Origin of the sequence: Dictyobacter arantiisoli (genome assembly GCF_008326305.1) — a bacterium.
In the GTDB taxonomy this organism is placed as follows: Bacteria; Chloroflexota; Ktedonobacteria; order Ktedonobacterales; family Ktedonobacteraceae; genus Dictyobacter; species Dictyobacter arantiisoli.
Genome location: NZ_BIXY01000036.1, coordinates 28809 through 43805, shown reverse-complemented (window position 1 = coordinate 43805; position 14997 = coordinate 28809). Strand labels below are relative to the sequence as shown.

Sequence of the window (14997 nt, the reverse complement as noted above, 5' to 3'; positions counted from 1 at the left end):
AGTGCTGGAAAGAGCAGAAAATTGCAGCGTGGGGATTTTTTCTCAGCGCTTTTCATGGTCAGCACCGCCTGCCAGGCTGAATTTTTACCCTCGATACAGCGGTTGACAGCCACATGACTTGAAGGTATTATCAATAATAGACGCATTAATAAATATGTTACTCGGGTTCTTTTTGTCTATATTTTAGCAATCTGCACTCGATATTTCCCGACCAGGAATAGTAAAATTGGAAACACGTATATCGCCACCCTCGCGTAAGTTTTCTACTCTGGTCAATCTCCTTCGCTGGAGGACAATCCAACAGCCCGAACAGCGCATTTACACTTTTCTGACTGACGGAGAAAAAGAAAAAGATGCCCTCACATTCGCGGAGCTTGATCACCAAGCAAGAACTATTGCCGCTTCTTTACGGGAGCGTGTGCCCAGCGGGGGACGTGCCTTACTCATCTACCCATCAGGGTTAGATTTTATTACCGCGTTTTTTGGTTGCCTGTACAGTGGCATCATTGCCGTCCCTGTATACCCACCATCGGCGGTCCGCTCGGATCGTACACTGACAAAATTCCGAGCTATTACCCAAAATGTTGCTGCCCATGCAGTTCTAACATCAACAGCGATGGAAGGCAAAGTGACAAGCCTCATCGCACAAACACCCGAATTACAAACAACCCCACTCTTTGTGACTGATACACTTCCCACTGCGATCGCAGAGCAGTGGACAATGCCAGATGTCAATAGCGATACACTGGCTTTCTTGCAATATACATCCGGCTCGACAGGTGTCCCTAAAGGGGTCATGATTAGCCACGGAAATTTGCTGCATAACTCATCGCTGGTGGCAAATTATTGTCAACATCCCGAAGATGCACATGGCGTTACATGGCTTCCACTCTATCATGACCTGGGTTTGATCGGTGGAGTTCTGCAACCACTCTATGCGGGCTATGAGTCGACGATTATGGCCCCAACGACATTTTTACAACGACCATATCGCTGGCTCCAGGCCATCTCTCGCACCAGAGCAACGATCAGTGGAGGCCCTAATTTCGCCTTTGATCTCTGTGTGCGTAAGGTTACCCCAGAACAAAAAGAGACGCTCGATTTAAGTAACTGGTCGACCGTCGCCAATGGTGCTGAACCTGTACGCGAAGATACTATGGAACGCTTTGCCTCCGCCTTTACCTCAACCGGCTTCCGCCCCAATTATTTTTATCCCTGCTATGGTCTGGCAGAGGCGACACTGGTTGTGAGCGCTGGCAGCAAAGGGGTCTATCCAACAGTGAAATCGTTCGATGGCAGCGCGCTCAAACAGGATCAAGCGGCTGAGACGACAGCGGATGCATTCGATGCCCGCACACTGGTCAGTATTGGTAAGAGCCAGCCTGATCAAACAGTATTGATTGTTGATCCCGAAACGCGCACCCCTTGCTCACCTTATCATGTGGGTGAGATCTGGGTCTCTGGACCAAGCGTGGCTCAGGGCTACTGGCAGCGACCTGTGGAAACAGCCGAAACATTCCAGGCATACCTGACCGATGGACAGGGTCCATTCATGCGAACCGGCGATCTGGGTTTCTCAGATACCAACGAATTATTTATTACCGGGCGCTTGAAGGATCTGATTATTATTCGCGGGAGTAACCATTATCCCCAGGATATTGAGAAGACGGTAGAAACCAGCAGTAAGGCTTTACGCCTCAATGGTGGTGCGGCCTTCTCGATAGAGGCCGATGGCGAAGAACGTCTGGTGATCGTGCATGAAGTCGAACGCACCTCCCTCTCAGCTGATCTTGAGCTTGTTATTGCAGAGATACGACAGGCTATCGCGTTACAACATGAGGTTCAGGCTTACGCCATTACTCTGATTAAGCCTGGAAGCCTGCCAAAAACATCGAGTGGCAAGGTACAACGCCGTGGCACACGCGAGAGTTTCTTGAATGGGTCTCTAGATGTCGTCAAAGCCTGGCAGCAAGGCGATTCTACAAAGATTGCAACAGGCGGGGCAGAACCAAAAGCAAAAGTTCTTAAAGAGAAAAAGGCTACCAGCAAAGTTCGCGAGAAAAGGACAGCAACCAAATTAGCAGCCCAACCAGTTCAGCCACCAGTTACTCCTACCCGGGTAGCGTCAGATTCAAAGAGTGCTCATACACTGAACGCGGCTGAATTGCGTGTCTGGCTGATTGAGCATGTCTCACAGGCATTAAAGGTACAACCGGGCGCGATTGATGTAAACGCTCCATTTGCCTACTATGGAATGGACTCGGCCCTGGCGGTCAGCCTCTCGGCCGATTTAGAGGATCTGTTACAACAACCTCTCTCGCCTACTCTGGCCTATGATTATCCCAGTATCGATGCGCTGGCTCGTTATCTGGCAAATGAGGAACAGGTTGCTGATACTCTGCATCCAGCTCCAAAAAAACGTGCCTACGCGGAAGATGATATCGCGATTATCGGTATGAGTTGCCGCTTCCCGGGTGCGAATAATCCTGAGGAGTTCTGGCAGCTATTGCGCAATGGCATCGATGGTATTTCTGAGGTTCCTGCTGAGCGCTGGGATAGTCAGTCTTACTATGCTGAGACACCCGCAACACCCGGCAAGATGAATACACGCTGGGGCGGCTTTCTCAAAAATATTGATAAATTTGATCCAGCATTCTTTGGTATCTCGCCACGCGAGGCTGATGGGATGGACCCACAGCAGCGCTTGCTGTTAGAGGTCGCATGGGAGACCCTGGAACAGGCCGGCCATGCACCCGATACAGTTGCAGGTAGCCAGACAGGTGTCTTTGTCGGTATCAGTAGCGATGATTATTCACGGCTACAATTCCGCCGTCCAGAGGATGCCGATGCCTACGCGGGCACAGGCAACGCACATAGCATCGCCGCAAACCGCATTTCCTATGTACTGGACTTGCGCGGCCCCAGTATGGCAATGGATACCGCCTGCTCCTCATCCTTGCTTGCTGTCCATCAAGCCTGTCAAAGCATACGCAATCATGAATGCTCGCTGGCCCTGGCAGGCGGTGTCAATCTGGTTCTGACGCCAGATTTAACGATCACCTTCTCGCAGGCCCGTATGATGTCTTCGGTCGGTCATTGTAAGACATTTGATGATGCCGCCGATGGCTATGTACGAGGCGAAGGTTGTGGTCTCGTGCTCCTGAAATCCATGGCTGAAGCGCAACGCGATGGCGATAATATCCTGGCGGTCATTCGTGGCTCAGCGGTAAATCAGGATGGTCGCAGCAATGGCCTGACAGCTCCCAATGGTCCCGCCCAGGAGGCGGTGATTCGGCAGGCACTCAAAAATGCCAATGTCGAGCCACAGCAGGTGAGCTTTGTCGAAACACATGGCTCCAGCACTCCTCTGGGTGATCCCATCGAGGTTGCGGCCCTCAAAGCAGTCCTGATGCAGCAACAGATCCCAGAGCATCCTGTGCTGCTGGGGGCGGTCAAGAGTAATATCGGGCATCTGGAATCAGCGGCTGGTATTGCGGGTCTGATTAAGACGGTACTCTGCCTGCAAAAGGGCGAGATTGTCCCCAATCTGAATTTCCAGAAGCTCAATGAGCACATTTCTTTTGTAGACACCACCTTTGCCATCCCTACACAGGTCCAGGCGTGGCCGACCCGGGAACGTATCGCGGGCGTGAGTGCCTTTGGCTTTGGCGGTACCAATGTGCATATGATCCTGGAGGCGGCACCCGATGTTCAACCAATCGCCAATGATGTCGAGCGTTCTCAGCATCTCCTGACGCTCTCGGCTCAGAGCGAGGAAGCACTCCTGCACAGCGCGAAAAACTATCAGAATTATCTGAAAGAGCATCCTGGTGTGAGTATGGCAGATCTGAGCTATACCGCCAACACAGGTCGCGCACACTTTGCTTCACGCCTGGCAATCACTACCACAACCGCCGAGAGGCTCCGTGGACAATTAGCCAGTTATATACAAGGCAAGCAGACGCCGACGTTACAACATGGGCGCAAGCAGGTTTCAACACGCCATAAAATTGCCTTCCTGTTCACTGGACAGGGTTCGCAATACATCAGCATGGCACGTCAGCTCTATGATACCCAGCCTACCTTCCGACGTATTCTGGATCAGTGTGATCATGTCCTACAGGAATATCTGGAGCAGCCCCTGGTTTCAGTCCTCTATCCAGCGCTGGAGAATCCTTCTCTGGATGAGACAACCTATACCCAGCCTGCGCTCTTTGCCCTTGAGTATGCGCTGGCAGAATTATGGCGCAGTTGGGGGATTACACCGGATATTGTGCTGGGACATAGTGTGGGTGAATACGTGGCAGCCTGCGTGGCCGGTGCGTTTAGCCTGGAAGATGGACTGAAATTGATCACGGAGCGTGGTCGCCTGATGCAAGCCCTGCCAGATGGCGGCGCGATGGTGGTGGTATTCAGCGAGCCCGAAAAGCTCATGTCCTATATCGAGCCAGTCAAGCACCTTGTCTCTAGCGCCGCCATCAATGGGCCGCAGAACGTAGTACTCTCGGGCGATGCCACTACATTAGGAGAGATCATCCAAAAGCTCACAGCCGATGGTATCGCCACCCATCCAATAACGGTCTCGCACGCGTTCCACTCGCCATTAATCGAGCCAATGCTGGATGCCTTTGAACAAACCGCACGCGAGATTACGTTCGCGCCCTTGCGTATTCCTCTGGTCAGCAATATTAATGGACAGATACTCAACGCGGGAGAGAGGATCGATGCCCAGTACTGGCGTACCCAGACACGCAGCGCTGTCCAGTTCGCGCCCGGTATGCAAACCCTGGTCGCCAATGGCTATGATGTCTTTATGGAGATTGGTCCTACAACGACATTAACAAATATGGGCAAACGCTGCATTGCAGAGGAAGGCGTCTACTGGCTCCCGTCCTTGCATAAAGAGCATGGCAACTGGCAAACGCTACTGGAAAGCGTTGGCAAGCTCTATACACTCGGCTTTGCTGTCGACTGGTCAGGTTTTGATCGCGATTATCAGCGCCGTCGGATCGCCCTCCCAACCTATCCTTTCGAGCGTCAGCGCTACTGGTTCGCCAGCAACAATGATGTCCAGAAGAATACAGAGTTGCCAACCGTTCAAGTACAAAGAGTGGCCGAACACCAGGAACCAGTGCGGGAAGCCAAAGCACACCAGCGCCATCCTTTGTTGGATAAGTATATGGCGCTGGCTCATCCAGCAAGTATCCATGTATGGGAAAGCACACTGGATATACAGGATCTGCCCTATCTCCGTGACCATCGCATCCAGGGTTCAATGGCTCTGCCGATTTCAGTTTATATTGAGATGGCTCAGGCAGCGAGTCGTGAGGCGCTGGGGGATCGCAAGCATATCCTTAAAGAGATAGAGTTGAAAAAGCTTCTGCTCTTACCGGAGACAGGCTCCCAGAAGGTTCAGGTTGTGCTCTCTTATGATTCCAATCAGCAGGCATCATTTTCAATTTACAGCCATACGATTGGTATGCCGGAGCAACCTCATAGCCTCTGGACGCTACATGCAACTGGCAAAATTCAATCTTACTGAGGAACGTGGGTTACTAGTCTGGAGGATATTGTGGCATCACCAAGCAAGGCCAGGGGCGCTAAGCATATAGATTTTGGTCTTATCTTTTTTTCGAGTAATGAGACACCATTTGATAACGATAAATACCGTCTGGCGATTGAAAGCACTAAATTCGCTGACCAGCATGATTTTTCATCGATCTGGATACCTGAGCGCCATTTCACCAGGGATGGCTGGCTGTATCCCAATCCAGTAGTCCTGCTGGCGGCACTGGCCCGGGAAACCAGACAGATCAAGCTACATGCCGGGAGTGTCGTACTCCCGCTGCACAATCCGATCCGGGTCGCCGAAGAGTGGGCGATGCTCGATAATCTCTCAGATGGTCGGGTCGGGATTGCCTTTGCCTCTGGCTGGCATCCAACCGATTTCTCGTTAGCGCCTGAAAACTATGAGGCACGCAACGAGGTGTTATTTCGGGATATCGAGACGGTACAGAAGCTCTGGCATGGTAAAAAGATACAGGTTATCGGTGGGGATGGAAAGCAGGCCGAAATCCAGACCTATCCAACTCCCATCCAACGCGACCTGCCATTCTGGATCACAGCTGCTGGCAATCCTAAAACCTTTGCCAGAGCGGGCGAAATCGGGGCCAATGTCCTGACACATATGTACAATCAATCTGTCCCGGAACTGGCTGAGAAACTGGCTATTTATCGCAAGGCCCGCGCCGAACACGGCTTCGATCCAGCCACTGGCCAGGTTTCTGTGATGCTGCATACCTTTATCGGTAATGATGAAGAGACGATACGCAAACAAATCCAGGGTCCCTTCACCGAATATCTCAAATCAGCCTCCTATCTGGCGAACGCCATCGCGTATAGCCGGGGTCAGAAGGTTGATTTCAATAGCCTTTCGGAACAGGATCTCAATGATTATCTGCTCTTCGTGATGGATCGCCTGATCTCTACGCAGCGCGTCCTGATCGGGACTCCAGATAAGTGTCGGGATCTGATCATCCAGTTACAGGGTGCGGGCGTCAACGAAATCGCCTGTCAGATGGACTGGGGCGTGGATGTTGATCTGGTAATGCAGAGCCTGCCCTATCTTAATCAGCTTAAAGATACCGCCAATGCTGAACTGAGCAAGCAGCCTGTGCTGGTGCAGAATGAAATAGTGAGTGTCACCAGCAACTACCATAGTAACGGGAGCAATGGTCATCATAAATCAAGCCCGGTCAGCGTGGTGGAGAAACCTGTTGAGAAAGTGGTTAGCAAGACCGACAACGAGCTATCGCTGGGTGCGATCCGGCAGCGTTGCCAGGAAAGCGTCGATCTGGAAGATTTCTATGGCAATCTGGATCGCCACGGTATTCAACTGGCCGAGCATTTTCAGGGGATCAAACGCCTCTGGAAACGCGATGGCGAATCGCTGGGACAGATTAAGCTTGCCACTGATCTGCTTCAGGATGCCCAGGCCTATCAGATTCATCCCACTCTGCTTGACGCTTGCTTGCTTGTGTTGACGGCAACCTTACCTGACGCTCTGTTGAACAGTGCGACAGATCTGTATTTGCCTACCGGTATCCGTAGCTTTGAACAGCATCGACCATTGAATAGTGTCGTCTGGAGCCAGGCATATCTTACTTCAAATCTCACCACCAATGCAGATGTGATCGAAGGCAATGTGCGTATTTTCAACGATCAAGGTGAACTACTGGCCGAGGCACAGGGCTTACAGTTACAACATACAGTGTTGGCAGGCACAACAAGTGCACAGACAAGTGCGCCAACCACATCATTCCAGGAGAGTGCCGATTTAGCCAACTGGTTGTATGAACTGCATTGGGAGAGCGCGACGCTCAAGAAGCCCGATCCCACTGTCTTACAGGGAAACTGGTTGGTTTTCGCGGACAAAAGTGGCATCGCTCAAAAACTGCTTGAACAACTTGAGCAACAGGGAGCTAATAGCATTCGTGTTGTGGCGGGAAGCCACTATCGCGCCCTCACCACGGGACAGTATCAGATCAATCCCGAACGCGTCGAGGATACACGACGCTTGCTACAAGAGATTACACAGCAGCAAGCTGTGACTGGCATTATCCATCTCTGGAGCCTGGATACTACGCCAACCGCAGCAACCAGTGTGGCCTCATTAGAAGAGGATCAGGTATTCAGTACCGGGCACGCCCTGCAATTGATTCAGACAATCATTGAACAGGGCGGCAGCAAGTCACCCCGGCTCTGGTTGGTTACGCGAGGCGCACAGGCGGTTAGCGAGGATACAACGCAGAACGCACAGCTAGAAATTACCCAATCACCTCTCTGGGGACTGGGGAAGACAGCCGCACTGGAACATCCAGAGCTATGGGGTGGTCTGATTGATCTTGATCCCGAAGCAACCAATCGCCAATCGGCACAGCAGTTGCTGAGCGCGCTTAGCAGCTATGCGGAGGAAGATCAGATCGCCTTCCGAGATACCCGGAGTTATGTCGCGCGCATGATACACAGTCAGGCGCTCACACCGGAACCCCTCACGATTCACACAGATGGTAGCTATCTGATCACCGGTGGCCTGTGGGGATTGGGCTTAGAGGTCGCCAAACACTTTGCACGCCAGGGTGCAGGCCATCTCATCCTGTTGGGGCGCAGTGCCCTGCCGGAGCGTGCGGCCTGGAAGACACTGCCAGCGGGCAGTCGTCAGGCGTTACAAGCGACTGGTATTCTTGAACTAGAAGCATTGGGGGCACAGGTTCACTATGTTTCCCTGGATATCACGGATAGCGAGAAGCTCGGCAACTGGCTGGATACGTTCGCCCAACAGGGGCATCCACCAATTCGTGGCGTTATCCATGCCGCGTCGGTCTGGCAGGATGCACAGGGTGAGTCGTTGGTGCGTCCGCTGGCGCAGTTGACAACAACAGGCTTAGCGGCGGTATTCCGTCCCAAAGTCATCGGTACCTGGGTGCTCTATAACCTGCTTAAACAGCAGGAGTTGGACTTCTTTGTATCCTTCTCATCCGGTGCCTCGCTCTTTGGTTCCGCGGCCCAGGGCAACTATGCCGCCGCCGGTGAGTTTATGGATATCCTGGCGCACTATCAACGAGCACATGGGCAGCGAGCCATCAGCATTGACTGGGGCGCAATCTCCGAGATTGGCTTCGGTGGAACTGCCGAAGGACTACGCGTACACGAATATTGGGAATCACGCGGCATTCAACGTATCAATCCCAGGCAGGTACTTGGAGCACTGGATATCTTGATTCCACAGGGATTGGCGCGTATTGGAGTGCTCAAACTAGATTGGGAGTTACTGGCACAATATTATCAGCAAATTGCCAGTCTGCCCCTGGTACGCCATCTCGTGCAACAGAAACAGCCAACCGGGCAGGCCACCCAGGCCAATTCGATCCTGCAAACCTTACGCGAAACTCCGGCCACACAATGGCAATCAGTCCTCGAAGAGTATTTGAAGCGCCAGGTTGCCAGCATATTGCGCATGCCATTGGAACGCCTGGACAACGATCAACCATTGACGGCCCTGGGTCTGGACTCTCTGATGGCGATTGAGCTTAAAAATCGCCTGGAAGGGGAACTCACGATCCGTATTCCGATTGTAACCTTCTTACAGGGACCAAGCATCGTACAATTCGCCAGTCAGGTATGCCAGCAACTGACCGAGATTATCATTGTCCCACAGGCAGCAGAAACGACAGCCGCAAGTGAAGAGATCGTAGCAGTAGAGGTCATAGAAACAACACTCATAGAAAAACCGGATCTCACGCCTGTCGCTACCAGTCTGCTGGTCGATCCTTTTGCGCAGGATGCGGAAAGCCTGTTAGCACATTTAGATCAACTCTCGGATCAAGATGTCGATACCCTACTTGCTCAAATGATGCCTGATTCACATGCACAGATCTCACAGGGTATCGACGAGGCCGTCCAAAGCCTTGACCCTCAGGATGCAGCGCTGCTCCTGGAACAAATCGACCAACGCTCCGACGAGCAGGTAGAAGCATTACTCAGTCAAATAGTCCAGAAAGAAGATTTGAGTCGATGAACAATTCTTCACAGCAGCATACCAACCTGTCAGCCACGGCCAAACGCGCGCTGCTAGCCAGATTGCTACGCGAAAAGGTTAAGGCCCAGGAATCCTGGGAACCGATCTCGCAGAATCAGAAGGCGCTCTGGTTTCTCTCACAGCTTGCTCCTGAGAGTGCCGCCTACAATCTCTTGTACGCGGCCCGTATCAATGCACGCCTCGATGTGCAGGCATTGCGCAAGGCACTACAAAAGCTGACGCAACGCTATCCCATTCTCACAGCCAGTTATGCACTACACGATGGTGAACCGACCCAACGCCTTGTCAGTAGCCGTGTCCTGCCTTTTGAGGAGATACCAGTCAGCGGTTGGAGCCTGGAAAAAATTCGGCAAGAACTCTCTACCATTAGCAACCAGGCGATCAATCTGGAAACAGGTCCCATCTTGCAGGTGAAGCTCTATCAACGTGCCCCGGAAGATTATATTCTGGCGCTGGTGGTGCATCATATTGCTGTTGATTTCTGGGCTATGGACATCGTTGTTGATGAGCTTTTCGTGCTCTATGCCGCTGAACTGGCTGGCATCCAGGCTCCATTGGATGCAACTGGACCACAACATAGCGAATTTGTCGCCTGGCAAAATGAGATGCTGGCTGGAAGCGAGGGTCAGCGCCATTGGGACTATTGGAAACAGGTGCTACAAGGTGAACTGCCCGTCCTGAGCCTGCCCAATGATCATCCACGCCCACCCGTACAAACCTATCGCGGAGCCTCCCATAGCTTCGCCATTGATACCACATTGACCAGACAACTCCGTGCTCTGGCTAGCACCGAAAAAGTAACACTCTTTACCCTGATGCTCACTGCCTACCAGACACTGCTCTATCGCTATACCAATCAGGAAGATATTATCGTCGGCACACCTGCCCTGGGACGAACTAAATCCGAGTGGGAGCGCGTCATAGACTATCTTGCCAATCCCATTCTGATACGCACCAATATCACTGCCGATGCGACTTTTAAGAGCCTGCTCGGACAGACAAACCTGGGCGTGTTGAATGGCCTGGAACATCAAGATTTTCCATTCCCATTGCTGGTCGAACGCCTGCAACCCAAACGGGATGCCAGTTATTCACCAATCTATCAGACGCTCTTTATCTGGGATCGCCAGCGCACACGCAATAATCAGGATCTCGAACGCCTGGGACAGGGGGAACTGGCTCGTCTCCTGGCACAAAATGGCCTGGAATTTGAACCCTTCGCCTTTGGACAGCAGGGAGCCCCCTTCGATCTCACTTTGACTGTCTTTGAAATCGCCGGTGAGCTCAGTGCCGATTTCCGCTATAATACTGATCTCTTTGATGCCGCAACCATCGAACGGATTGCCAATCATTTCCAGAGCTTACTGACGGGCATTGTCGCGCAGCCTGAGCAACAACTTCTGGCCCTGCCATTGCTAACCAAACCAGAGCGTCTGCAAATCCTGCTAGACTGGAACGCAACCAGTCAGGAATATACTGAGCCGCGCACACTACACCAACTTATCGAGGCACAGGTCGAGCGAACACCTGATAAGATTGCCTTAATCTTTGCGGGACAGAGCAAAACGTATCGCGAACTCAATCTGGCCGCCAATCATCTGGCCTACCGCCTGCAAGAGCTGGGGGTGGGACCCGATGTACTGGTCGGTGTCAGTATGGAACGGTCCTTTGAGATGATCGTGGCCCTGCTAGCTATCCTCAAGGCCGGTGGTGCCTATGTGCCACTTGATTCAACCTATCCATCCGAGCGTCTGGCGTATATGCTCAATGATGCGCAGGTGCCTGTTCTCCTGACGCAACCACAGAGCAAGGGGCGCTTGCCCGAGACCCGAGCTCACGTCATTGTGCTGGATGAGCAATGGGATAGCGCGCAAACTGAAGAGATCGCCAACCCAGGCCAGCAGGCCGGACCGCATAATCTGGCCTATATGATCTATACCTCGGGCTCGACCGGCAAGCCCAAAGGCGTGATGAATACCCATCAAGGAATCACAAACCGCTTGCTCTGGATGCAACAGACCTATCAACTCGGGACGGCGGATCGTGTCCTGCAAAAGACGCCCTTTAGCTTCGATGTCTCACTCTGGGATATCTTCTGGCCCTTGATCAGTGGCGCGGCAATGGTCATCGCCCGTCCTGGTGGACATCAAGATCCAGCCTATCTGGCGCGTGTGATTGCCGAACAAAAGGTCACTGCACTCCATTTCGTGCCCTCTATGCTACAGGCATTCCTCGCAGAACCAGATCTGACAGGATGCCAGCACGTGAGGCATGTTATTTGTAGTGGTGAGGCACTGGCTCCTGAGCTGCAGGAACGCTTCTATAGTCGCTTCAAAGGGATTACCAGACTGCATAACCTCTATGGTCCCACCGAGGCTGCGGTTGATGTGACCTACTGGGAATGCCGGCGTGGCATGCAAGGAACCAGTGTCCCACTAGGTCGTCCGGTTGCCAATACCCAGATCTACATCCTCAACCCAGCCTTACAGCCAGTACCGGTCAATCAGCCAGGAGAACTCCATATTGGAGGAGTGCAACTGGCACGCGGCTACTATCAGCGTCCAGAACTGACTGCCGAACGCTTTATCGACGATCCTTTTAGCAGACAGCCTGGAGCACGCTTATTTAAGACCGGCGATCTGGCACGCTATCGGCCCGATGGTGCCATCGAGTTTCTGGGGCGCATCGACTTTCAGGTCAAGATTCGTGGCTTCCGTATCGAGTTAGGAGAGATTGAAGCTACGCTCACACAGCATCCTGAGATCAAAGCCTGTGTGGTTGTGGCACGCGAAGATACACCCGGCAACAAACGGCTGGTGGCCTATCTAATCTCCGAATCAGTTGCCAGCCAGCCCTCTATCGAGGAACTGCGTAGCTTCCTCAAGGAACAGTTGCCAGACTACATGGTGCCAGCCGCATTTATCTTTATGGAGGCCTTCCCACTGGCTCCTAACGGCAAAGTTCAGCGTACAGCACTTCCTGAGCCAGATAGCAACCGCCCAGAACTTGAGGTCGCTTATAGCGCGCCCCGGACCGCAACCGAAAAGAAACTGACAGAAATCTGGGAGCAGGTGCTGGGATTGGAAAAGATCGGCATCAATGATAACTACTTCGATCTTGGCGGAGCTTCAATCCAGAGCCTGGACCTCGTTTCCAAAACCACGGATGCTGGCCTTCCCATGGCCCTGGAAATGCTCTTTGAATTCCAAACCATTGCCGAACTGGCAACCTCCCTGGATAACAAACAAGCAGCTCCCCCCCTCTCTGCATCCTCAAATCCCATCATCCAGGAAGCAGTCAGCCAGCCAACTTTCCAGTCTCCGATTGCAGTACATACCCAAGACGAGGTGATAGAGAAGAAAGAGGGGAAGCTAGCAAATACAGTGATTGAGAGTCTGGGAACTTATCTTCCACCGAAGATTGTGAGCAGCGAAGAGGTACTGGCAGGCTGTACCACACCGATCCGCTTCCCACTGGCAAAGCTGACGGGAGTCAAGAATCGTCGCATGGCCGGTGAAGATGAGTTCTCACTCGATATTGCGATCCAGGCCGTTGCCAACTGCCTGCTGAACTCAAAATACAATCCAGAGGATATCGACCTGATTGTCTGTGGCAATATCTCACGCTGTGATGCGCCAGGCTTCCAGTTTACCTTTGAGCCCAACCATTCAGTACAGATTAAGAAACATTTCGGCTTTAACAATGCGATTGTATTGGATGTCTCAAATGCCTGTACGGGCCTGTTTACCGCTGCCTATATCGTCGATGCCTTCCTGAAAACCGGCTTGATCCGGCGCGGGATGGCGGTCAGCGGCGAATATATCAGCCATCTCTCATTAACGGCCCAGAAGGAGATTGAGAGCTTTATGGACTCGCGTCTGGCCTGCCTCACCGTTGGCGATGCCGGTGCCGCGCTGATCCTGGAGCAAGCCCCTGATAATACCGTTGGCTTCCACGAATTTGAGATGTATACACTGGGACGCTATAGCGAGGCCTGTATCGGTAAGGCGACTGACAAACCACACGGTGGAGCGATCATGTATACAGATGCTGTGACGGTCTCAGCTGTCAATCTCAAACAGGCCGTCTCACATGCCGGTATGATTATGGAGCGTACGCAATGGCCGAAGGAAGCTTTCCAGCATATCCTTGTGCACCAGACCTCCAAAACCACCATCAAAGATGTGCCACGCGAGATCAATAAGTACTTCGGTGAAGAGTTCTGTACACCGGATAGCGTGATCTATAATATTGAGGAGCGCGGCAATACAGCCACTACGACTCATATGATCGCCTTGATGGATAATATTCGTGCGGGCCATATTAATAGCGGAGACAACGCCATCTTCGGCATCACCGGCTCCGGCGCGACCATTGGAACCGCCATTTATACCCTGGATGATCTACCCGATCGCATTCGTCGGCGTGAGGCCGGGGAATATACCCCAACGAAGGTCCAGCATGACGCCAGCTTTGTCTCTCGCCTGCCAGCGCAGCAACGCGTACAGATCGCATCTATCGGCACAATTGCGCCAGATGCCAGGGTCGAGAAGAAGACCCTGGAACTGATCCAGGCCGCCGCTGATCCCTGTCTGGCGACTTATCCGCACGAGCGTAGCGCCATTGATCTGCTAATCTATGCTGGTGTCTATCGCGATGAGTTCCTCTGCGAGCCTGCGGTGGCGGCCCTGGTCGAAGGTCGTCTCGACATCAATGCCGATATTGAAACGCAAGAGGATAAAAAGACGTTCGCGCTGGATGTTTTAAATGGTGGTCTGGGCACCCTCAATGCCTGTCAGGTAGCGATTGGTATGATTAAGGCCGGACGCGCACAAACAGCCCTGATCGTGGCCTCTGAGGTCGAGAATAATCGCGAGTTCGCTCCAACGGAATTGGTCGGCATCGAAGAGACCGGCTCGGCCCTGATCCTTGATGAGAGTGCGGACGGCACAACCGGCTTCGGCCAATTCGTCTTCAAAAGCTTCCCAGACTATGTGGATGATGTACGCTCCCATTCCGAGGTACGCAACGGCAAAACGCTCTTGAAGTTTGAGAGCCATCCCTTGCTGGAGCAGCATTACATCCGCTGTATTCAAGCAACCATGGAGGAAACATTGAGACACGAAGGACTCACACTCTCACAGATCAACCTGATCCTGCCACCTCAGATCTCAAGCAGCTTTATCGCACAGTTGAGCAATGCTCTGGAAGTATCCCGGGACAAAGTAATCGATGTTCAGGCTGAACATGATCTCTTTACATCCTCCCTGGCCTACACGCTCCAGGCTGCCTACGATCAGCATAAGGTCCAGAAGGGCAATATTGGTTTGATTATTAATGTTGGATCTGGTTTGCAGGTTGGCTGCGCCACCTACTACTTTTAATGGAAATAGGTCTTA

Annotated in this window: 3 protein-coding genes; all 3 read left to right on the top strand. The window is 52.5% G+C overall.

Going from position 1 to position 14997, the window contains the following annotated elements:
- Positions 1-226: 226 nt before the first annotated feature.
- The 3 genes from F1593_RS13320 to F1593_RS13310 are packed head-to-tail and all read left to right on the top strand — an operon-like array spanning position 227 to position 14982.
- Positions 227-5542 carry a hybrid fatty acyl-AMP ligase/type I polyketide synthase gene (locus F1593_RS13320; RefSeq protein WP_149402061.1) on the top strand — a complete coding sequence of 1772 codons (5316 nt, stop codon included), beginning with the start codon at positions 227-229 and terminating at the stop codon, positions 5540-5542.
- 30 nt (positions 5543-5572) lie between these two features.
- Positions 5573-9577, top strand: coding sequence for a bifunctional LLM class flavin-dependent oxidoreductase/SDR family oxidoreductase (locus tag F1593_RS13315; RefSeq protein ID WP_149402060.1), 4005 nt, complete (start codon positions 5573-5575; stop codon positions 9575-9577).
- A complete protein-coding gene (locus F1593_RS13310) occupies positions 9574-14982 on the top strand; it encodes a non-ribosomal peptide synthetase (RefSeq protein ID WP_149402059.1) in 5409 nt (1802 codons plus the stop codon). Before F1593_RS13315 ends, F1593_RS13310 begins: the two co-directional genes overlap by 4 nt.
- Positions 14983-14997: the final 15 nt, after the last annotated feature.